Source organism: Tropicimonas sediminicola, assembly GCF_900188335.1.
Classification (GTDB): Bacteria; Pseudomonadota; Alphaproteobacteria; order Rhodobacterales; family Rhodobacteraceae; genus Tropicimonas; species Tropicimonas sediminicola.
Genome location: NZ_FZOY01000011.1, coordinates 86,422 through 105,681, shown reverse-complemented (window position 1 = coordinate 105,681; position 19,260 = coordinate 86,422). Strand labels below are relative to the sequence as shown.

Sequence of the window (19,260 nt, the reverse complement as noted above, 5' to 3'; positions counted from 1 at the left end):
TTCCATTATATGAAACTGCATTTTGAATATTGAAACTCTAACCGCGAATCGCCTAGAGTTGTCAACAGTCGAACGCCTGCAGGGCGCTTGTCCGCGGCAATTCGGCAGGGAGGAAATGTCATGTCTGACGGCGGCGACGGTACGGTCGGAAAAGCCCTGAGCGTCCTCGACCTTGTCGCGGCGCAGGAGCGGCCGATCCGTTTTGCGGAGCTGCACCGGATGAGCGCCCTGCCGAAGGCGACGCTCTATCGCCTCGCCCAGACCCTGGTGAGTCAGAACATGCTGGTGCAGGACCCGGAGACGGGGGCCTATTCGCTCGGCGTCCGGCTGGTGCGGCTGGCCCATGCCGCCTGGCGCCAGGCCTCGCTGGCGCCCGTCGCGCGGCCCTTCCTCGACCAGCTTTCCGCCGAGACCGGGCTCACGGTGTTCCTGGCGCAGATGGACTACGGATACGTTCTCTATCTAGACCGTCGGAACGCTCGGGATGCCGCGGCGACCTTTTCGGACGCGGGCAAGGTCGGGCCGGCCTATTGCACGGCGCTTGGCAAGGCCATGCTGGCGTACCTGCCCGAGGACGAACTCGAACAGGCGCTGGGTCAGCAGAGTTACTATCGCTTCACGCCGACAACGCTCGGCAGCGCCGCGGTGCTGCGGCAGGCGCTGGAGCGAACCCGGGCCCGCGGCTATGCGCGGGAGCGGGAGGAGCACGAACCGGGCGCCATTGCCGTGGCGATGCCGGTGCGTGCCGCCGACGGGCGGGTGCTCGGGGCGGTCAGTATCAGCGGCACCACGGTACAGACGGATATCCGGCGACTCGAAGGCCTCGTGCCTCGGCTCCGACAGACCGTCGATCGGGTGTCAAGGGAGGCGTCCCACTGGGAATTCCCGGTGGAGGGCGAAACGGAACGGGAGGGCAGGGCCGTATGACCGGAGTTGTACTGAGAAACGTGATCAAGAGGTTCGGACAGGTGGAGGTGATCCACGGTGTCGACCTGGAGATCGAGGACGGCGAGTTCTGCGTCTTCGTCGGGCCGTCGGGCTGCGGCAAGTCCACGCTGCTGCGAATGGTGGCGGGGCTCGAAGAGACGACCGAGGGTTCGATCCACATCGGTGCGCGCGACGTGACCCGGATGGACCCGTCCGAACGCGGCGTGGCGATGGTGTTCCAGACCTACGCGCTCTACCCGCACATGACGGTGGCCGAGAACATGGGCTTCGGCCTGAAGATGACCGGCCATCCGAAGGAGGTGATCTCCGAGAAGGTCGGGCATGCCGCCGACATCCTGAAGCTCGGCCCCTATCTCGACCGGCGGCCCAAGGCGCTCTCGGGCGGCCAGCGGCAGCGGGTCGCGATCGGGCGGGCGATCGTTCGGGGGCCGGAGGTGTTCCTGTTCGACGAGCCGCTGTCGAACCTCGATGCCGAGCTGCGTGTGGAGATGCGGGTCGAGATCGCGCGCCTGCACAAGGAGATCGGGGCGACGATGATCTACGTCACCCACGACCAGACCGAGGCGATGACGCTGGCCAAGAAGATCGTCGTGCTGCGCGACGGCCGGATCGAGCAGGTCGGCCGGCCGATGGATCTCTATCGCGACCCCGACAACCGCTTCGTGGCCGGGTTCATCGGTTCGCCGGCGATGAACTTCCTCGACGCGCAGATCTCGGGCGGCAAGGTGTCCGTGCCCGGCCTTAAGGCCGATCTCGGGCTTCCGGTGAACATGCCGGAAGACGGGCGCAAGGTGAGCCTCGGGCTGCGGCCGGAGCATCTCGAGCTCGATCCGGAGGGCGAGAGCCATCATGTCGAACTGACCGAGGCGCTCGGAGGCGTTTCCTACGCCTATCTGGTCTCGCCCTCGGGCGAACGGCTGATCGTCGAGGAGCGGGGCGATTTCCGCACCGAGGCCGGGGCCCGTGTGGGCGTCCGCTTTCCGGTCGAGAAGGCCTATCTGTTCGACGCCGAGACAGACCTGCGCCTGCGCTGAGACAGACGGAGTTTCGGGGCCGGGGAGCTTCCCCCCCGGACCTGATCATGCGCGCCGGATCCATCGCGGGTCCGGCGCGTTCCATTTCGGCGGTCGCGCCACCGGGCCGGGCGCCTCCCCTCGGGGATCGACGCTGCCGCGTCTCACCCCATTGGGGCCGGGCGCGCCTTCGGCGCGTGGGCGAGGCCGAGCGTCGGGCTCAGGACGTGCGGATCGGAATGCGGCGGGCGCCAACGGCGTCGAGCTGCTCGTCGACGAAACCGCGCTGCCGGGCCGTCAGCCGCTGGTGGCGGGGGTAGATCGGTGCGGCGCGGTCATCGAGAACCGGCGCGTCCCACCCGGCCGTGCTGGCGAAGAACCCCGTCGCACCGGACTCCCCGAAGACCTCGAGATAGCCCTGCACCACGACGTCGATATAGCTCAGTCGCAACGGGTGGCGCACATCGGGCGCATCGGCGTGCTCTTCCGGAACCGAGTAGACCTGTGCGGCCTCCCCGGAGCCGCATTCTTGCAAGACCGCGGCGACCGCCTGCCGGCGGTAGGCACCCTCGCGGAGATCGAGCGCGCTCCAGTCGCCGCCCGGCACATCCGCCAGCAGCCCCTCGATCGCGCCCTCTGCAGGCTCCACCGACAGGAAGGCCCAAGGCCGCAGGACCGTATGGACCCAGACCCTCCGCCAGCCTTCGATCCGCGCCGCCCGGGTGCGCGGATAGGTGTGCGTTGCCCGGTTCACGAGCGATCCGTAGCCGAAGAACTGCCTGTCATCCATGCAACCCATGTCGTGCCTTGCGCCGCTGAAGGCAAGGCTTGCCGGAGCCCGTTCCATTCGCTATGCGAAGAGAAACCCCGCGTCGGGAGAATCCGGTCACTGACCGGTGCCGAAGGAGCAACCGCCCCGGTAAACTCTCAGGCTCAAGGACCGCACGGGGACAAAACTCTGGAGAGAGGGGCATGAGCCCCCGCCGAAGGGATAACGATCTCAGGCGAAAGGACAGAGGGGGCATCGGGTGACTGGCACGGGACGTGCCACAATCGGTGCCGGACGGTTTTCCCGACGGCCGCAGACGCGAAGGAGAGGAGAGCCGGTGGCTGATCTGAAAACGACACCGCTGCATGCCCTGCACCTTGAGCTGGGGGCGCGGATGGTGCCCTTCGCCGGGTACGAGATGCCTGTGCAATACGCCATTGGGGTGATGAAGGAGCACCAGCACACCCGCGCCGCGGCCGGGCTGTTCGACGTGAGCCACATGGGGCAGGTCCTGCTCACCGGTTCGCAGGCGGCGGCGGAGCTGGAATCGCTGGTGCCGCAATCGATCCTCGGGCTGGACGAGGGGCGGCAGCGCTATGCCTTCTTCACCGACAGCAACGGCGGGATCCTCGATGACTTGATGGTGGCGAACCGGGGCGACGATTTCTTCGTGGTGGTGAACGCCGCCTGCAAGGAAGACGACATCGCCCACCTGCGCAGCGGGCTGACGCTGACTGAGGTGACCGAGGTCACGGACCGGGCGCTGATCGCTCTGCAGGGGCCGGCCGCCGAAGCGGCGCTGTCACGGATCGTGCCGGTGACAGACATGGGCTTCATGTCGGTGGCGACCCTGCCGAGCCCGTTCGGCGGGCTCTGGATCTCGCGCTCCGGCTACACCGGCGAGGACGGCTTCGAGATCTCCGTTCAGGAGGGGCAGGCCGAGGCCTTCGCCCGGGCGCTGCTGGAGATGGAAGAGGTCGAACCGATCGGGCTTGGCGCGCGCGACAGCCTGCGGCTGGAGGCCGGGCTCTGCCTCTATGGTCACGACATCGACACAACGACCGACCCGGTGCAGGCCAACCTGACCTGGGCGATCCAGAAGGTGCGCCGGCCCAGCGGGTCGCGTTCCGGCGGATACCCGGGCGACGGCGTGATCGGTCGCAAGCTCTCGGCCGCCGAGGTGGATCTGGACGACGCCCGCCGCGTCGGGCTGATCCCCGAGGGGCGCGCCCCGATGCGCGAGGGCGTGATCCTGTTCGAGGCCGAGGATGCGGCGCTCCCGGTGGGGCGCGTGACTTCCGGCGCCTTCGGCCCGACGGTGGGCCACCCGATCTCCATGGGATATGTCCCGGCCCGTCTTTCGGCCGTCGACACGCGGCTCTGGGGCGAGGTGCGCGGCAAGCGCCTGCCCGTCCGCGTCGCCGCCCTTCCTTTCCGTCCCGCAACCTACAAACGCTGAGGAGCATGCCAGCGATGAAGTATACCGAAGACCACGAATGGCTCAGCCTCGACGGCGACGTCGTCACCGTCGGGATCACCGACCACGCGCAGGAACAGCTGGGCGATATCGTCTTCATCGAGCTGCCCGAGGTCGGCACGCAGGTGTCGAAGGGCGACGAGATCGTGGTGATCGAGTCGGTCAAGGCCGCCTCCGACATCACCGCGCCGCTCGACGGCGAGATCGTCGAGGTCAACGAGGCGATCGTGGAGAACCCCGCGTCCGTCAACGAGGACGCCGAGGGGAGCGCCTGGTTCTTTAAGGTCAAGGTCGAGGGCACCGCGCAGCTCGACGACTACCTTGACGAGGACGCCTACAAGGATCTGATCGGCTGACTGGGCAGGGGGCCGCGTGCCCCCGCCCCGCACCGGCCCGCGAGGCCCGACCGACAGGGGCCTTGACGGCCCCGTCCCGCGGCGCAGCCGCCAAGTTCGCGGATGGTCCCGGCCACGGGACGCCGCATCAAACAACAAGAACGACTGACCGGGAAACCCGCCCATGCCTTTCCAGCCAACCGCCTACGACCCCTATGATTTCGCCAACCGCCGCCACATCGGCCCCTCGCCTGAAGAGATGGCCGCGATGCTGCAGGCCGTCGGCGCCGACAGCCTCGACCAGCTGATCGAACAGACCGTGCCGGCCGGCCTTCGTCAGGACAAGCCGTTGACCTGGGCGCCGCTGGCCGAAGGCGATCTGCTGGTGAAGATGCGTGCGGTCGCAGGCCGCAACAAGGTGCTGCACTCGCTGATCGGGCAGGGCTATTACGGCACGGTCACGCCGCCGGCGATCCAGCGCAACATCCTGGAGAACCCCGCCTGGTACACGGCCTACACGCCCTATCAGCCGGAGATCGCGCAGGGCCGACTCGAGGCGCTGCTGAACTTCCAGACCATGATCTCGGACCTGACCGGCCTCGAGGTCGCCAACGCGTCCCTGCTGGACGAATCCACCGCCGCCGCCGAGGCGATGGTGATGGCGCAGCGGGTGGCGAAGTCGAAGGCCACCGCCTTCTTCGTCGACGAGAACTGCCATCCCCAGACCATCGCCGTGGTCGAGACCCGCGCCCAGCCGCTCGGCATCGAAGTGATCACCGGCCCGGCCGATGCGCTCGAGGCCGACAAGGTGTTCGGCGCGCTGTTCCAGTACCCCGGCACCGATGGCAAGCTGCGTGACTTCACGCCCGAGATGGAGGCGCTGCACGAGCACAAGGCCGTTGGCATCGTTGCCGCCGATCTCCTGGCGCTCCTCCTGCTGAAGGAGCCCGGCGCGATGGGGGCTGACATCGCGGTCGGCTCCGCGCAGCGCTTCGGCGTTCCCATGGGCTACGGCGGGCCGCACGCGGCCTACATGTCCTGCCGCGACGCCTTCAAGCGGTCGATGCCGGGGCGGATCGTCGGCGTCTCGGTCGATGCCCGCGGCAACAAGGCCTACCGGCTGAGCCTGCAGACCCGCGAGCAGCACATCCGCCGCGAGAAGGCCACTTCCAACGTCTGTACCGCGCAGGCGCTGCTGGCGGTCATGGCCTCGTTCTATGCCGTGTTCCACGGACCCAAGGGCCTTCGTGCGATCGCCGAGCGCGTCCATGTCATGGCCGTCCGGCTGGCCGAGGGGCTGCGGGAGGCCGGGTTCACCGTCGATCCCGAGGAGATCTTCGACACCGTCACCGTCGAGGTCGGCCCGCTTCAGGGCGCGATCCTGCGCGCCGCGGTGGCCGAGGGGATCAACCTGCGCAAGCTGGGCGACACCCGCATCGGCATCTCGGTGGACGAGACCTGCGTTCCCGGCACCATCGAGGCGGTCTGGCGCGCCTTCGGCGTCAACACGGCCTTCGGCGCGCCCGAGGGCGTGGCGCTGCCCGAGGCGCTGTTGCGGGAGAGCGAGTATCTCACCCACCCGATCTTCCATCTCAACCGGGCCGAGGCAGAGATGATGCGCTACATGCGCCGGCTGGCCGACCGCGACCTGGCGCTCGACCGCGCTATGATCCCGCTCGGCTCCTGCACGATGAAGCTCAACGCGGCGGTGGAGATGATGCCGATCACCTGGCCGGAATTCGGCCAGCTTCACCCCTTTGTTCCGCTCGACCAGGCGCAGGGCTACGCCGAGATGCTGACCGACCTGTCGGAGCGGCTGTGCGAGATCACCGGCTATGACGCGATGTCGCTGCAGCCGAACTCCGGAGCGCAGGGCGAATACGCCGGCCTCATGACCATCGCCGCCTACCACCGGGCCAACGACGAGGATCGCGACATCTGCCTGATCCCGGTCTCCGCCCACGGCACCAACCCGGCCTCCGCGACGATGGCCGGCATGAAGGTCGTGGTGGTCAAGTCGGCCGGGAACGGCGACATCGACCTGGAGGATTTCCGTGCCAAGGCGGCGGCTGCGGGCGACCGCCTCGCGGCCTGCATGATCACCTATCCCTCCACCCACGGCGTGTTCGAGGACACGGTGCGCGAGGTCTGCGCGATCACCCACGAACACGGCGGGCAGGTCTATCTCGACGGCGCGAACCTCAACGCCATGGTCGGGCTGGTGAAGCCGGGCGAGATCGGCTCCGACGTGAGCCACCTCAACCTGCACAAGACCTTCTGCATCCCGCACGGCGGCGGTGGCCCCGGCATGGGCCCGATCGGGGTGAAGGCGCATCTTGCGCCCTTCCTGCCCGGGCATCCGGAAACCGGCGGCAGCGAGGGGCCGGTGTCCGCCGCGCCCTATGGCTCGGCGTCGATCCTGCCGATCTCCTGGGCCTATTGCCTGCTGATGGGTGGGGCCGGTCTGACCCAGGCCACCAAGGTGGCGATCCTCAGCGCCAACTACATCGCCGCGCGGCTCTCGGGCTCCTACGATGTCCTCTTCAAGGGCAAGATGGACCGCGTCGCCCACGAGTGCATCCTCGACACCCGTCCCTTCGCCGAAGCCGGCGTGACCGTCGATGACATCGCCAAGCGGCTGATGGACTCCGGCTTCCACGCGCCGACCATGTCCTGGCCGGTGGCGGGGACGCTGATGGTGGAGCCGACCGAGAGCGAGACCAAGGCGGAGCTGGATCGCTTCATCGAGGCGATGCTCTCGATCCGTGCCGAGATCGCCGAGGTCGAGGCGGGCGAGATCGCGGTGGAAGACAGCCCGCTGCGCCACGCCCCGCACACCGTCGAGGACCTCGTGGCCGAGTGGGACCGCAAGTACCCGCGCGAACGCGGCTGCTTCCCGCCGGGCTCCTTCCGGGTCGACAAGTACTGGCCCCCGGTCGGGCGGGTCGACAACGTGCACGGCGACCGGCACCTCATCTGCACCTGCCCGCCGGTCGACGCCTACGCCGAAGCGGCGGAATAGGCCGGGGCGGAGGTTCGGTGCTTCACCAAGGCCGGCCGGCATCCGGGATGCCGGTCGGCGCGGTCAGGCGTCCGACAGCTCCCGCTCGGGGAACATCTGCTGCACGATGCCGGCCAGGAGCAGGTAGAGGCTGGACAGCACGAGTCCGACCTTTGCCCAGCTCTGCGGGTCGAAGGCGACCCAGGCCGCCCAGGCCGCGCAGACAGTCCAGACCAGCACCACCGGCAGCGAGATCATCCGCCAGCGGCGGGTTCGGACGGGGTGGATGAACCGGATGTCGACGAACATCGCCCCGGCCAGTAGCACCACCGCGGGCAGCACCGCCCAGGCCGGCGGCGAGATGGCGAAGATCACGATGACCACCATGTTCCAGCAGCCCGGAAAGCCGGAGAAGGACTTGTCCTCGGTCTTCATCCGGGTGTCCGCGAAATAGAGCGCGCTGGCGAAGGTGATGATCACCAGCGCCACCCAGCCCGGCCAGCCCGGCATCAGCCCGGAGGCATGCAGCGCGAAGGCCGGGATGAAGACGTAGGTGAGATAGTCGATGATGAGGTCGAGCAGCGCGCCGTCGACCCGCGGAGCAAGGTTCAGCACGTCGTACTTGCGCGCCAGCGGGCCGTCGATGCCGTCCACGGCAAAGGCGACGACCAGCCAGAGGAACATCATCGGCCAGTCGTAGCTCACCGCCGACAGCAGCGCGAGCATCGCGAGGACGGCGCCGGTCGCGGTCAGGAGGTGGACGGAATAGGCGCGGTGCTCTGGCTTCATCGGGCTCTTTCGGAATGGGCTGGGCCGTGGCTTTCCTGCACTCTAGACAATTCCCCGCAGGATGAAATGCCTCCGCGCACCTGTCTCGTCATTCTGCCGGATTCAGGCCCTGGGGTGGGCGCTCTGGTAGACTTCCATGAGGCGCGCGGTGTCGACGGCGGTATAGGCCTGGGTCGTGGCGAGCGAGGCGTGGCCGAGCAGCTCCTGGATCGCCCGCAGGTCGCCGCCGGCGCTCAGCAGATGGGTGGCGAAGCTGTGGCGCAGCGCATGGGGCGTGGCCGAGGCGGGCAGGCCGAGCTGCATCCGCGTCCGTTCCATGGCCTTGGCGATCAGTCGCGGGTTCAGCGCGCCGCCGCGTTTGCCGCGAAACAGCGGCGCGCCGGGCGCCAGCTGGATCGGGCAGAGATCGACATAGGCCCGAACCGCCTCGCGTGCCGCGGGCAGAACGGGCACCATCCGCTCCTTGCCGCCCTTGCCGCGAATGCGCAGGCTGTCGCCCATCGGCAGGACATCCGCGGTCAGCCCGAGCGCTTCGGAGATCCGCAGGCCGCAGCCGTAGAGGAGGGTGATGACGGCGGTGTCGCGGGCGGCGATCCAGGGCTCGTCCGACTGGAGCTCCACGGTGCCGATCACCGCCTTCGCGGCGTCCTCGCTCAGCGGGCGGGGCAGGCGGCGGCGGTACTTCGGGGCGCGCGCGGCGAGGATCGCGGTGGCGTCGAACCCGTCCCGCTCCGCCATCCAGCCGGCGAAGTTCTTGACCGCCGAGAGCGCGCGGGCCAGCGACCGGGCCGAGACGCCGCGCGCCCGCTCATGCGCCATCCAGGCCCGCATGTCGGTAACCCGAAGGCGCGCCAGCGCCGCCTCGCCAAGGCTCTCGCCCTGGTGTTCAGTCATGAAGGCAAGAAAGCCCTGAACGTCCCGCTGGTAGGCGGTGAGCGTCGCGCCGGCCGCGCCGTCGATCGCCCGCAGATGCTCCAGCCAGCGCGCGAGGGCGTCGGCAAGGCCTTGGGAAATCCGGATCAGCTCAGCCAACGCCGCATCTGGCGTTCGAAGACCCCGGCGAAGAAGGCCAGCAGGTCGGTCGCCTGGTTGGGGCGGAACTGGTGCGGGTCCTCGGCGCCGAGCGCCAGCATCCCGGGCTGGCGACCCTCGCCGAAGTCGAGCAGCAGCAGCGCCTCGGAATTGATCCAGTTCGCCGCCTCGCCATAGAGCCCTTCGGATTCCGGGCGCAGCTGGCGCAGGGTCACGGGGCGCACGGGCGCGCCTTCGCGGCCATGGGTAACGTAGTCCTGGATATAGCCGGGCTTCACCACGTTCAGCACGTCGCCGAGCTTGCGGATGGCGACATCGCCCTCGGCATTGGCCGGCGATTCGAGCACCAGGCGAATGCAGTCGACCCGCAGGATCGCGGCCACGTCGCTGCCCAGACCCTTGAGGAACCCCTCGAAGGTCACCGGGTCCAGCATGGTCAGGATCGCACGGTGGATCTGGTTGGTGCCGGCCAGATTGTCGTAGGCGGCGGCGATGACAGACCGGTGTGTATCCTCGAGCCGGTCCAGCCGGCTTTCGAGCCGTTCCATGGCGATTCCGCGCAGGTCGACGATGTTGGTGCCAAGGGATTTCTCGTTGGCCGCGATCAGAGCCCGCATGATGTCGCGATCGTCCAGGATCACGTCCGGCTCGGAAAGAATCTTCTCGCGCATCTCGTCCAGGTCCACCGCCACTTCGTTCATGCCTGTCCCGTTCACTTCAACTTCGCCCGGCAAATCTACACGAGCCATCAGAATTCTCCGACATCTTTCTGCACCGGTGATCCGGCGCCGGTCCAGCCTGCTGCGCCGGATCTGGCGCGATCGCCTTTCGGGCGCGGCCCGATCGCCACACATCGGAGGCACGCGCGCCTGTCCCTTCGGGCCATGTCGTGGGAGGCGAGGCGGGGCGTGGATGCCCCGCTCTCAGGTGGTCTATCGGGCAGATCCGGCGGCCGGAGCCGCCGGTGCGCAGGTGATCAGAGGATCTTCTGACCGGTCTTCGCCCAGTCCTTCATGAAGGCGTCGAGCCCCTTGTCGGTGAGCGCGTGGCCGGCCATCGCCTTGATCACGCCCGGCGGGGCCGTCGCCACGTCGGCGCCGATCAGGGCGGCTTCCTTCATGTGGTTGATCGAGCGGATCGAGGCCGCGAGGATTTCGGTCGAGAAGTCGTAGTTGTCATAGATGGCGCGGATCTCGGCGATCAGCTCCATGCCGTCGATGGCGAGATCATCCAGCCGTCCGATGAAGGGAGAGATGAAGGTCGCGCCGGCCTTGGCCGCCAGCAGCGCCTGGTTCGCCGAGAAGCAGAGCGTCACATTGACCATACGGCCCTCGTCGGACAGGACCTTGCAGGCCTTCAGGCCGTCCCAGGTCAGCGGCACCTTGATCGCGATGTTGTCGGCGATCTTGGCCAGCTCGCGGCCCTCGGCGATCATGCCCTCTGCGTCCAGCGCAACGGTCTCGGCCGACACGGGGCCGTCGATCATGTCGCAGATCTCTTTCGTGACTTCCTTGATGTCCCGGCCGGATTTCATGATCAGCGAGGGGTTGGTGGTCACGCCGTCGACCATGCCGAGATCGTTCAGTTCGGCGATGGCTTCGACTTCCGCGGTATCAACGAAGAATTTCATGCTGTGTCTCCTCTGGGGCTTCGCATGCGAGTCGCGCCCCTGTTATCCCAATCACCGGGCGCGCGGGAGTCCCGCCCTGAGGGTATCAGGCCGAGCGACCTCACGCCAGCCGCCCTTGCCGACCCTCGATCATCTGGGCTACCCCGGTCGGGCCGCGGAACGGGCCGGTCCGGTGCCCGTTCGCGCCAGATGCAGTCGGGAGCATGATGGAATGGAAGTCGAGCCCGGGTATGCGGAGGGCCAGCCGGTTGCCGTTCTGACAACCCAGCCGATCGATCGGCTGCTCGACTATGCCGCGCCCGAAGGCGGCTGTGTCACCGGCAGTTTCGTCGAGGTTCCGCTGGGCCCGCGCAAGGTGCCCGGCGTGGTCTGGGGGCCGGGGCAGGGGGGCTTCGATCGGTCCCGCCTGCGGGCCATCGACAGGGTGCTCGACGTGCCCCCGATGCGCGAGGAAATGCGCGAGTTCCTGGGCCGTGTCGCCGATTACACCCTGACCCCGATGCCCGCGATGCTGCGTCTCGCGACCCGAGCGCCGGGCCTGAGCGATCCGCCTTCGATGCGGCGGATCTATCGGCGCGGCGAGGGCCAGCCCGACCGGATGACCGATGCCCGACGCCGGGTGCTGGAGGTGCTCGAGGAATACGGCGGGCTTGCCTTCACCATGACCGAGCTTTCGGCCCAGGCCGGGGTGACGTCCAGCGTGATCAAGGGGCTGGTCAAACAGGGTGTGGTGTCCGAGGAGGATACGCCACGCGACCTGCCGTTCCCGCGTCTCGACCCCGACCGGCAGGGCCTGGCGCTGAGCGAGGCGCAGTCCGAGGTTGCCGGCGCCCTGCGCGCCTCCGTCCGCACCGGGCGCTACGGCACGACGTTGCTCAAGGGCGTGACCGGCTCCGGCAAGACCGAGGTCTATCTCGAGGCCGTCGCCGAATGCCTGGCCCAGGGGCGGCAGGCGCTGGTGCTGCTGCCGGAGATCGCGCTGACCGGCGAGTTTCTCGCCCGCGTCGACGCCCGCTTCGGCGCCCGCCCCGCCGAATGGCATTCCGGCGTCACCATGACCGAGCGGCGGCGGACCTGGCGCATGATCGCCCGCGGCGGCGCGCAGCTCGTCGTCGGCGCGCGCTCCGCCCTGTTCCTGCCGTTCCAGGACCTCGGCCTGATCGTCGTCGACGAGGAACACGACACCTCCTACAAGCAGGAGGATGGCGTGCTCTACAATGCCCGCGACATGGCGGTTCTGCGGGCCTCGATCTGCTCTGCGCAGGTGGTGCTGGCCTCCGCCACCCCCTCGCTTGAAAGCTGGGCCAATGCCGAGGCCGGGAAGTACAATCGGTTGGAGCTCGGCTCCCGTTTCGGCGCGGCGGAGCTGCCCGAGATGAAGGCGATCGACATGCGGTTCGACAAGCTGCCCGCCGGCCGCTGGATCTCGCCGCGCCTGGCGCAGGCCGTGGAGGCCCGGATCGCCGAGGGCGAGCAGTCGCTGCTGTTCCTAAACCGCCGCGGCTATGCCCCGGTGACGATCTGCCGGGCCTGCGGCCACCAGATCGGTTGCACGCAATGCGACGCCCGCATGGTCGAGCACCGCTTCCAGAAGCGGCTGGTCTGCCACCAGTGCGGCGAGACACGGCCGCTGCCGGAGGTCTGCCCCTCCTGCGAGGTCGAAGGGCGGCTTGCGCCTGTCGGGCCGGGGGTTGAGAGGCTCGCGGAGGAAGTGGTGAGCCTGTTCCCGGAGGCCCGGATCGCGGTGCTCTCGTCGGATCTCTTCGGGTCCGCCCGTGCTTTGAAGGCAAAGATCGAGGAGATCGCCTCGGGCGCCGCCGATATCGTCATCGGCACGCAGCTCGTGGCCAAGGGCCACAACTTCCCGCTGCTCACCCTGGTCGGCGTGATCGATGCTGATCTCGGCCTGCAGGGCTCCGATCTGCGAGCCGCCGAACGCACCTTCCAGCTGGTCCGCCAGGTCGCCGGCCGGGCCGGGCGCACGGCCGACCGTCGCGGCGTGGCCATGCTGCAGACCTACCAGCCCGAGCACCCGGTGATCCGCGCCATCCTCGCCGGCGACGAGGAAACATTCTGGCGGGCCGAGTGCGAGGAACGGCGGGCGGCCGGGGTGCCGCCCTTCGGCCGCATGGCGGGGATCGTGCTGTCCTCGCCCGACGTGGCGCAGGTCTTCGATCTCGGCGGCGAGATGGCCCGCCGCGACGGCCCGTTGCGCGAGATCGGGGCACAGCTCTTCGGCCCGGCCCCGGCGCCCATCGCCCGGATCCGCGGCCGCCACCGGGTTCGCCTGCTGGTCAAGGCTCGAAAGGAGGCCCCGCTGCAGGCTGCGCTCGCGCGCTGGCTGGCGCAGTTCAAGCCGCCAAACAACATGCGCATCGCGGTCGATATCGATCCGCAAAGCTTCCTCTGACCGACCCGGTCATTTCTCCTGTTTCGAAATCTCCTCGGGGGGAGCCTTCCGGGATCGCCCGGAAGGCGCGGGCGGCAGAAAGCCCCCCGTTACCGACTTCCCCATTCTGCCTCAGGCCGGGACGGCCGCGCCGCCCTTCTGGTCGACCAGGTAGTCGGTTGCCACTGCGCCGACCCACATGAAGGTGAGCGCCAGCCAGGCAGTTCCCACAAAGATCGACGTGCCGGTGACGCCCGCCCCGATGGCGCAGCCGCCGGCGAGCATGCCGCCAAATCCCATGGCCGCGGCGCCGATCATGGCGCGCTGCATGTTGCCGGCGCCCTCGAAGCCCTGGAACTTCACTTCCCGCGCCAGCGAGGCGGCGATGAACGCTCCCAGGAACACTCCGGGCACCAGCCCGATGTCGAATTGCAGCACTGTGTCCGGCAGCAGGAAGAACATCAGCGTGTTCGCCGAGGGGCCGGTGAAGGTGGCGCTCTCGATCTGGATCGGCTCGAAGGCCACCTGGCTCAGCCCGAAGGTCAGCACCCATCCCACCGCCACCGCAAAGCCGACGCCGGAGGCCATGAAGAGCTTGGTGATCCCGAGCTGGTTTCGGACCGACAGCACGATCGCGAGCGCCGCGAGGACAAGCCCGAGCACGAGCCCGCCGGTGTCCGGCAGGTGCAGCGCCGCCAGAAGATCGACATTGCGCCCGCCTTCGGTGATCCAGAGCGAGGAGAGCCCGTCCCGGACCGGCGACAGCGCGCCATGCAGGGTCATCTGCGCTACGACGGCAAAGACCAGCCCGGAGACAAGCGCCCGAAGGTTGCCCGTCGCCGCCAGCACCAGCAGCCGCCCCGAACAGCCGCGCGCCAGCACCATGCCCATGCCGAACAGAAGGCCGCCGATGATCGCGCCGGACCAGGTGCCGGGCACCGCCATCATGCGCGCGTCCTCCGCCCGCATCAGCCCCGCCATCTGCGCCGCCTGGACCCAGACCATCGCGGTCGAGAAGGTCAGCAGCCAGATCGACATCCGCGGCCCCAGCCGGCCGCGGGCGAATTCCACCGTGGCGGCCCGGAGGCAGAAGTCGGAGCGTTGCGCGGCGATGCCGAAGATCATGCCGGTCACGAGACCGAAGAGCGCCGCGGTCGGCGCCTCCCCGATCCGTTCGACGATTGCCAGAAAGTCCATGCGTGTCCCCTGTGCGCGTCCTATTCATATACGTGCATGATACCTGCCTCAGGGGAAGCCGCTGCGCCTTGATCCAGATCAGGCGGCGGACCCCGGCGAAGCCGCCGGCTGCCTGCGCTCACGCGACCGCTGCGTGCGAGCGTGGGGCATGTGCAGTTCTGCTGGGTGATTTTTCTTCCCAAGGCCGGGGGCGAGGGATACAGGCAAAGCATGCAAACCACATCGCTCATCGAGGTGCAGAGCCTGCCGTTCTGGCGACGTCCCATGACGTTGCTCTTCGTGATGGCCGCGGCGATGCCCATCGCCTTTGCGACCTGGTCGGCGCTGCTGAACAATTTCGTCATCGAGGTCGCCAATTTCGACGGCTCCGATATCGGCTGGCTGCACACGGTGCGGGAGATCCCCGGCTTTCTCGCCATCGGGGTGATCGCGCTGATCCGGGTGATGCGTGAGCAGGTGCTCGGCCTGGTGTCGCTGCTGCTCCTCGGGGTTGCCACCGCCTTGACCGCGTGGTTTCCGACGCTGGGCGGGATCCTGACGATCACCATGCTCAGCTCGATCGGCTTCCACTATTACGAGACGGTCAACCAGTCGCTGCAACTCCAGTGGCTCGACAAGGAGCGCGCGCCCAAGGTGCTCGGCTGGCTGATGGCCACCGGATCGGCGGCAACGCTCGTGGCCTACGGGCTGATCGTGATGACCTGGCGCGCCTTCGACCTGGACTACAATACCGTCTACATGACCGCCGGCCTGATCACGGCCACGGTGGCGCTGCTCTGCCTCGCGCTCTACCCGCAGTTCGAGTCGCCCACACCGCAGGTCAAGAAGTTCGTCCTGCGCCGCCGTTACTGGCTGTACTATGCGCTGCAGTTCATGGCCGGGGCACGGCGGCAGATCTTCGTCGTCTTCGCGGGGTTCATGATGGTGGAGCGCTTCGGCTTCGACGTCCACCAGGTGACCGGTCTGTTCATGATCACCCTGCTGGCCAACATGTGCCTTGCACCTGTGTTCGGCTGGGTCGTCTCGCGGTTCGGCGAGCGGCGGGCGCTGGCGTTCGAATACACCGGGCTGGCGCTGATCTTTGCCGCTTACGGCGGCATCTATATGTTTGGCTGGGGGGTGGCACTGGCGGCAACGCTCTATGTGCTCGACCATATCTTCTTTGGCCTCGCCCTGGCGCTGAAGACCTATTTCCAGAAGATCAGCCACCCCGCCGACATCGCCCCCACCGCCGCAGTCGCCTTCACGATCAACCATATTGCCGCGGTCTTCCTGCCGGCGGCGCTCGGCTATCTCTGGCTCAAGGCGCCCGAGGCGGTGTTTGTGCTGGCCGCGACGATGGCCTGCGTCTCGCTCGGCCTGTCGCTGCTGATCCCGCGCCACCCGCGCCCGGGCAACGAGACGATCCTGTCCCGCCTTCGGCCCGCCGCGGCCCCCGCGGAATAGGCTTCACGCTCCCGGGATGCAGGTGGACGCGGACATCGTGCGTCCCCATATTCCGGGAAACCCGCAGAAGGAGACGCTGCATGTTCCTGTTCAAGCGCGACAAGATGGAGATGGTCCGGCCCGAGGATGCGCTTCCCGGCCGCGCCGAGCCGATCCCGACCGCCCCCAAGCACTTCGTTTTCGACCGCCCGCTCACGCTGGACGTGCCCGAGGGCATGGAAGCGGCGATCTTCGGCATGGGCTGTTTCTGGGGCGCCGAGCGGCTGTTCTGGCAGACCGAGGGCGTCTGGTCGACCATGGTCGGCTATGCCGGCGGCACCACGCCCAACCCGACCTACGAGGAGACCTGCACCGCCAAGACTGGCCATGCCGAGGTCGTCCGCGTGGTGTTCGACCCGAAGGTGGTGAGCTACGACAGCCTCCTGCGCCTGTTCTGGGAGAGCCACGATCCGACGCAGGGCATGCGGCAGGGCGGCGACATCGGCACCCAGTATCGCTCCACCATCTACGCGACGTCCCCCGAACAGCTGGACCGCGCGCGGGCGAGCCGGGATGCCTACCAGGGCGCGCTGTCCGCCTCCGGTCGCGGCGCAATCACCACCGAGATCGCCGAGGCGCCGGTCTTTTACTTCGCCGAGGATTATCACCAACAGTATCTGGCGAAGAATCCCGGAGGGTATTGCGGAATCGGCGGCACCGGGGTCACTTGCCCCATGGGTACGGGCGTGACGTCCGGCAGCTGAAGTCACGGGGGCGGCGACGGGGCATCGCATACACATATTCGGAGCCAGCGGGTCTGGCACCTCGACGCTCGGCCGCGCGCTGGCGACGGCTCTCGCGTCGCAGCACTTCGATACAGACGATTTCTACTGGTATCCGACCGACCCGCCCTTCCGTGACAAGCGCCCGATCCCCGAACGCCGCCGGTTGATGGAGACGATCTTCCTGCCTCGGCGGGACTGGGTGCTTTCGGGGTCCATGGACAGCTGGAGCGAGGGCATCGACCATCGCTTCACGCTTGCCGTCTTTCTCGACCTTGATACCGAAACCCGGCTCGCGCGGCTGGGTGCCCGCGAGCGGGCGCGGGTGCACACCCCGGACGAGGCGGAGGAGGTCGAGGCCTTCCTCGAATGGGCGGCGGCCTATGACGACGGGCTGCTGCCGGGCCGGAACCGGGCGCGCCACACGACATGGGCCAGCGAGCTCTCCTGCCCGGTGCTGACGCTGAATTCCACACCGCCTGTCGCGGACCTGGTCTCCCGCATCCTGGCGTTTCTCGGCGCGGAAGGTCGGCGCTGCTCCGAAGCGGCCCTTGACCCGGAGCACCGGCTGCCCTAGCCGCAGCCCATCACTTTTCCAAAGGCGCGCCGCGCCGGACCCGCCCCCTGCACGAGGAGCCTGCCATGCCCACATACACCGCCCTGACGACCCTGCCGGGCCGGGAGCAGGCCGAGGCGCTTGGCGAAGCGATGGAGCGTCTCGACCCGGTTCCCACCGGCGTCGGCGTCTTCGAGATCGAGGACGGCTCCGGGCTCTGGGAGGTCGGCGGCTACTTCATCGAGACGCCCGACGCGGCCGGGCTCGCGCTGCTCGCCGCGGCTTTCGGCGCGCGCGACTTCGCGGTGTCCGAATTGCCCGACGTGGACTGGGTCGCCAAGGTGAAGCGCGAGCTGTCGCCGGTTCGTGCCGGCCGCTTCTTCGTCTACGGCAGCCATGATTCCGACCAGGTGCCGGAAGATGCCGCGCCGCTCCTGATCGAGGCCGCGATGGCCTTCGGAACCGGGCACCACGGCACCACGCTCGGGTGCCTGCGGGCGCTGGACCGGCTGGTGGAGGCCGGCGAAGAGCCGCTGCCGGTGGCGGACATCGGATGCGGCACGGCCGTGCTCGCCATGGCGGCCGCCCGCGTCTGGCCGGGAACCATGCTGGCCTCCGACATCGATCCCGTCGCGGTCGAGGTCGCCGAGGCCAATGCGAAGGCGAACGGCCTGTCCGACCGGCTGCAGTGCATCGAGGCCACCGGACTCGATCACCCGGTGCTGGCCGAGGCTGCGCCCTTCGGGCTGATCTTCGCCAACATCCTCAAGGCGCCGCTGATCGCGCTCGCGCCCGGAATCGCCGGCGCGCTGCGCCCGGGCGGCTACGCGATTCTCAGCGGCTTGCTGAACGAACAGGCCGCCGAGGTGGTGGAGGCTTACGTTGCCGAGGGGATGATTGTCCACGAGGCCGAGGAAATCGGAGACTGGACGACGCTCTGTCTCCGAAAAGTGGCTTAACCGTCCATAATAAGGCCATATTCCGGCCCTAGTCTGATCTGTGGTGGGGGCGCCATTAGAAGGATTCCGGGTTGTCATGAGTACTCCCCAGATGAAAGAATTTTCCGGGCGCCTTCGGAGGATCCACAAGATCCACCGGCGGGGCGGCGGTTTCGAAGCCGCCGGCACTCTCGGTCAGTCCCATTACACGCGCGAAAAGGAACGACGCGAGCGTCGGTCCGCCCTTCGGCCGGCCCTGGTGGTCCTGCTGGTCATGGTCGTCTTCAAGGGCTTCCTGCTCGCCGCGCTCGGCGCCGAAGCCTATGCCGCGAAGGTCGTGGCCCTGAAGGATGGCAGCATTGTCGAGCAGTTCGGCGGCTTCGTGATGGCCGTGGACCCGCTGAGCCGGGCAATCGCCACCTGGGTTTCGCCGCTCTTCGGCTAAGGCTGCACGCGCCAGCGGCATCCTGAGCAAACGCAATTGGGCCGGTCCAGTCATGGGCCGGCCGAAGGTCGTTGGTAGATCCGAGTGAGCAAGAAGCGGGCGCTGGACGCCTCGCCCCAACAGCGATCAGGCGCCGCGCAGATCGTCCCGGCGCGACAGCTCGAGATCGGACCGGTTCAGCCCGATGTCGCTCAATTCGCGGTCCGAGAGCCGCCCAAGCGTATGGCGGGAGTCCGCATCCTCGCGCCAGGCCATGATCTGGCCGAGCAGAATCCGGAACGCGCGGCGAAGACTGGTGTGGGCGCCGGTTCGGCTGGTGTCGTAATAGGCCATGCGCTCCTCCATTCGTGGGCTGGCAACCGAGGTGAAACCGCCACCCCGTCCACGGCAGCTAGCGACTCTCGGGGACGCGCACAAATGCCAGTTTCGCGCAGCTTTCATGCACGGATCGCATAGCTCGGAGGCGGATTCCGGCCCTTTTTTCAAAAGGTTTCGCGGATCCCCCTCGGGATGTCGCAAAGGGCGTATCCGGTG

18 protein-coding genes and 2 riboswitches are annotated in these 19,260 nt (G+C 68.1%); of the genes, 11 read left to right on the top strand and 7 right to left on the bottom strand.

Features of this window, described 5'->3' with window-relative positions; genetic code table 11:
- Positions 1-120: 120 nt before the first annotated feature.
- Together CHB86_RS21645 and CHB86_RS21640 are read left to right on the top strand one after the other, a co-directional pair.
- Positions 121-927: an IclR family transcriptional regulator gene (locus CHB86_RS21645; RefSeq protein WP_089235207.1), complete on the top strand. Its 807-nt coding sequence runs from the start codon at positions 121-123 to the stop codon at positions 925-927.
- Entirely contained in the window at positions 924-1,982 is a 1,059-nt protein-coding gene (locus tag CHB86_RS21640; RefSeq protein ID WP_089235206.1) for an ABC transporter ATP-binding protein, read from the top strand. Before CHB86_RS21645 ends, CHB86_RS21640 begins: the two co-directional genes overlap by 4 nt.
- Positions 1,983-2,181: 199 nt before the next feature.
- Here the strand turns inward: CHB86_RS21640 and CHB86_RS21635 are convergent, their stop codons facing one another.
- A complete protein-coding gene (locus tag CHB86_RS21635; protein WP_089235205.1) occupies positions 2,182-2,751 on the bottom strand; it encodes a gamma-glutamylcyclotransferase family protein in 570 nt (189 codons plus the stop codon).
- A 72-nt stretch (positions 2,752-2,823) separates the two neighbouring features.
- A riboswitch (glycine riboswitch) is annotated at positions 2,824-2,914 on the top strand.
- Between the two features lie 3 nt (positions 2,915-2,917).
- Positions 2,918-2,979: riboswitch (glycine riboswitch) on the top strand.
- 88 nt (positions 2,980-3,067) lie between these two features.
- Here CHB86_RS21635 and gcvT point away from each other — a divergent pair.
- The 3 genes from gcvT (at position 3,068) to gcvP (ending at position 7,564) form a co-directional block, all read left to right on the top strand.
- Positions 3,068-4,189, top strand: coding sequence for a glycine cleavage system aminomethyltransferase GcvT (gene gcvT / locus CHB86_RS21630; RefSeq protein WP_089235204.1), 1,122 nt, complete (start codon positions 3,068-3,070; stop codon positions 4,187-4,189).
- 14 nt (positions 4,190-4,203) lie between these two features.
- The gene (gene gcvH / locus CHB86_RS21625; protein WP_089235203.1) at positions 4,204-4,563 is read left to right on the top strand and encodes a glycine cleavage system protein GcvH; all 360 of its coding nucleotides are present in this window, start codon (positions 4,204-4,206) and stop codon (positions 4,561-4,563) included.
- Between the two features lie 163 nt (positions 4,564-4,726).
- The gene (gene gcvP / locus CHB86_RS21620; protein WP_089235202.1) at positions 4,727-7,564 is read left to right on the top strand and encodes an aminomethyl-transferring glycine dehydrogenase; all 2,838 of its coding nucleotides are present in this window, start codon (positions 4,727-4,729) and stop codon (positions 7,562-7,564) included.
- A 63-nt stretch (positions 7,565-7,627) separates the two neighbouring features.
- Here gcvP and CHB86_RS21615 read toward each other — a convergent pair whose 3' ends face one another.
- The 4 genes from CHB86_RS21615 to fsa form a co-directional block, all read right to left on the bottom strand.
- Positions 7,628-8,332, bottom strand: a complete 705-nt coding sequence (locus CHB86_RS21615) for a CDP-alcohol phosphatidyltransferase family protein (protein ID WP_089235201.1) — start codon at positions 8,330-8,332, stop codon at positions 7,628-7,630.
- Between the two features lie 102 nt (positions 8,333-8,434).
- Complete coding sequence (locus CHB86_RS21610) at positions 8,435-9,364, bottom strand: tyrosine recombinase XerC (RefSeq protein ID WP_089235200.1); 930 nt, start codon at positions 9,362-9,364, stop codon at positions 8,435-8,437.
- Positions 9,352-10,065, bottom strand: a complete 714-nt coding sequence (locus CHB86_RS21605; protein ID WP_089235280.1) for a DUF484 family protein — start codon at positions 10,063-10,065, stop codon at positions 9,352-9,354. The genes CHB86_RS21610 and CHB86_RS21605 overlap by 13 nt, the downstream gene beginning before the upstream one ends.
- A gap of 275 nt (positions 10,066-10,340) precedes the next feature.
- Positions 10,341-10,994 carry a fructose-6-phosphate aldolase gene (gene fsa, locus CHB86_RS21600; protein ID WP_089235199.1) on the bottom strand — a complete coding sequence of 218 codons (654 nt, stop codon included), beginning with the start codon at positions 10,992-10,994 and terminating at the stop codon, positions 10,341-10,343.
- A 211-nt stretch (positions 10,995-11,205) separates the two neighbouring features.
- On the opposite strand from fsa, the gene CHB86_RS21595 reads away from it, so the two are divergent.
- A complete protein-coding gene (locus CHB86_RS21595; RefSeq protein WP_089235198.1) occupies positions 11,206-13,404 on the top strand; it encodes a primosomal protein N' in 2,199 nt (732 codons plus the stop codon).
- A gap of 111 nt (positions 13,405-13,515) precedes the next feature.
- Here CHB86_RS21595 and CHB86_RS21590 read toward each other — a convergent pair whose 3' ends face one another.
- The gene (locus CHB86_RS21590) at positions 13,516-14,580 is read right to left on the bottom strand and encodes a YeeE/YedE family protein (RefSeq protein WP_089235197.1); all 1,065 of its coding nucleotides are present in this window, start codon (positions 14,578-14,580) and stop codon (positions 13,516-13,518) included.
- A 210-nt stretch (positions 14,581-14,790) separates the two neighbouring features.
- Between CHB86_RS21590 and CHB86_RS21585 the strand changes: the two genes are divergently transcribed.
- The 5 genes from CHB86_RS21585 to CHB86_RS21565 all read left to right on the top strand — a co-directional run bounded on the left by CHB86_RS21585 (position 14,791) and on the right by CHB86_RS21565 (position 18,726).
- Positions 14,791-16,026 (top strand): MFS transporter, encoded by a 1,236-nt coding sequence (locus CHB86_RS21585; protein WP_089235196.1) that lies wholly within the window; start codon positions 14,791-14,793, stop codon positions 16,024-16,026.
- 80 nt (positions 16,027-16,106) lie between these two features.
- The gene (gene msrA / locus CHB86_RS21580) at positions 16,107-16,769 is read left to right on the top strand and encodes a peptide-methionine (S)-S-oxide reductase MsrA (RefSeq protein WP_089235195.1); all 663 of its coding nucleotides are present in this window, start codon (positions 16,107-16,109) and stop codon (positions 16,767-16,769) included.
- A 187-nt stretch (positions 16,770-16,956) separates the two neighbouring features.
- The gene (locus CHB86_RS21575; RefSeq protein ID WP_425445435.1) at positions 16,957-17,364 is read left to right on the top strand and encodes a P-loop NTPase family protein; all 408 of its coding nucleotides are present in this window, start codon (positions 16,957-16,959) and stop codon (positions 17,362-17,364) included.
- A 65-nt stretch (positions 17,365-17,429) separates the two neighbouring features.
- Complete coding sequence (locus tag CHB86_RS21570; protein WP_089235193.1) at positions 17,430-18,302, top strand: 50S ribosomal protein L11 methyltransferase; 873 nt, start codon at positions 17,430-17,432, stop codon at positions 18,300-18,302.
- Positions 18,303-18,393: 91 nt separating this feature from the next.
- The gene (locus tag CHB86_RS21565; RefSeq protein ID WP_089235192.1) at positions 18,394-18,726 is read left to right on the top strand and encodes a hypothetical protein; all 333 of its coding nucleotides are present in this window, start codon (positions 18,394-18,396) and stop codon (positions 18,724-18,726) included.
- Between the two features lie 126 nt (positions 18,727-18,852).
- Here the strand turns inward: CHB86_RS21565 and CHB86_RS24320 are convergent, their stop codons facing one another.
- Positions 18,853-19,059, bottom strand: a complete 207-nt coding sequence (locus CHB86_RS24320; protein ID WP_141134954.1) for a DUF1127 domain-containing protein — start codon at positions 19,057-19,059, stop codon at positions 18,853-18,855.
- Between the last annotated feature and the right edge of the window lie 201 nt (positions 19,060-19,260).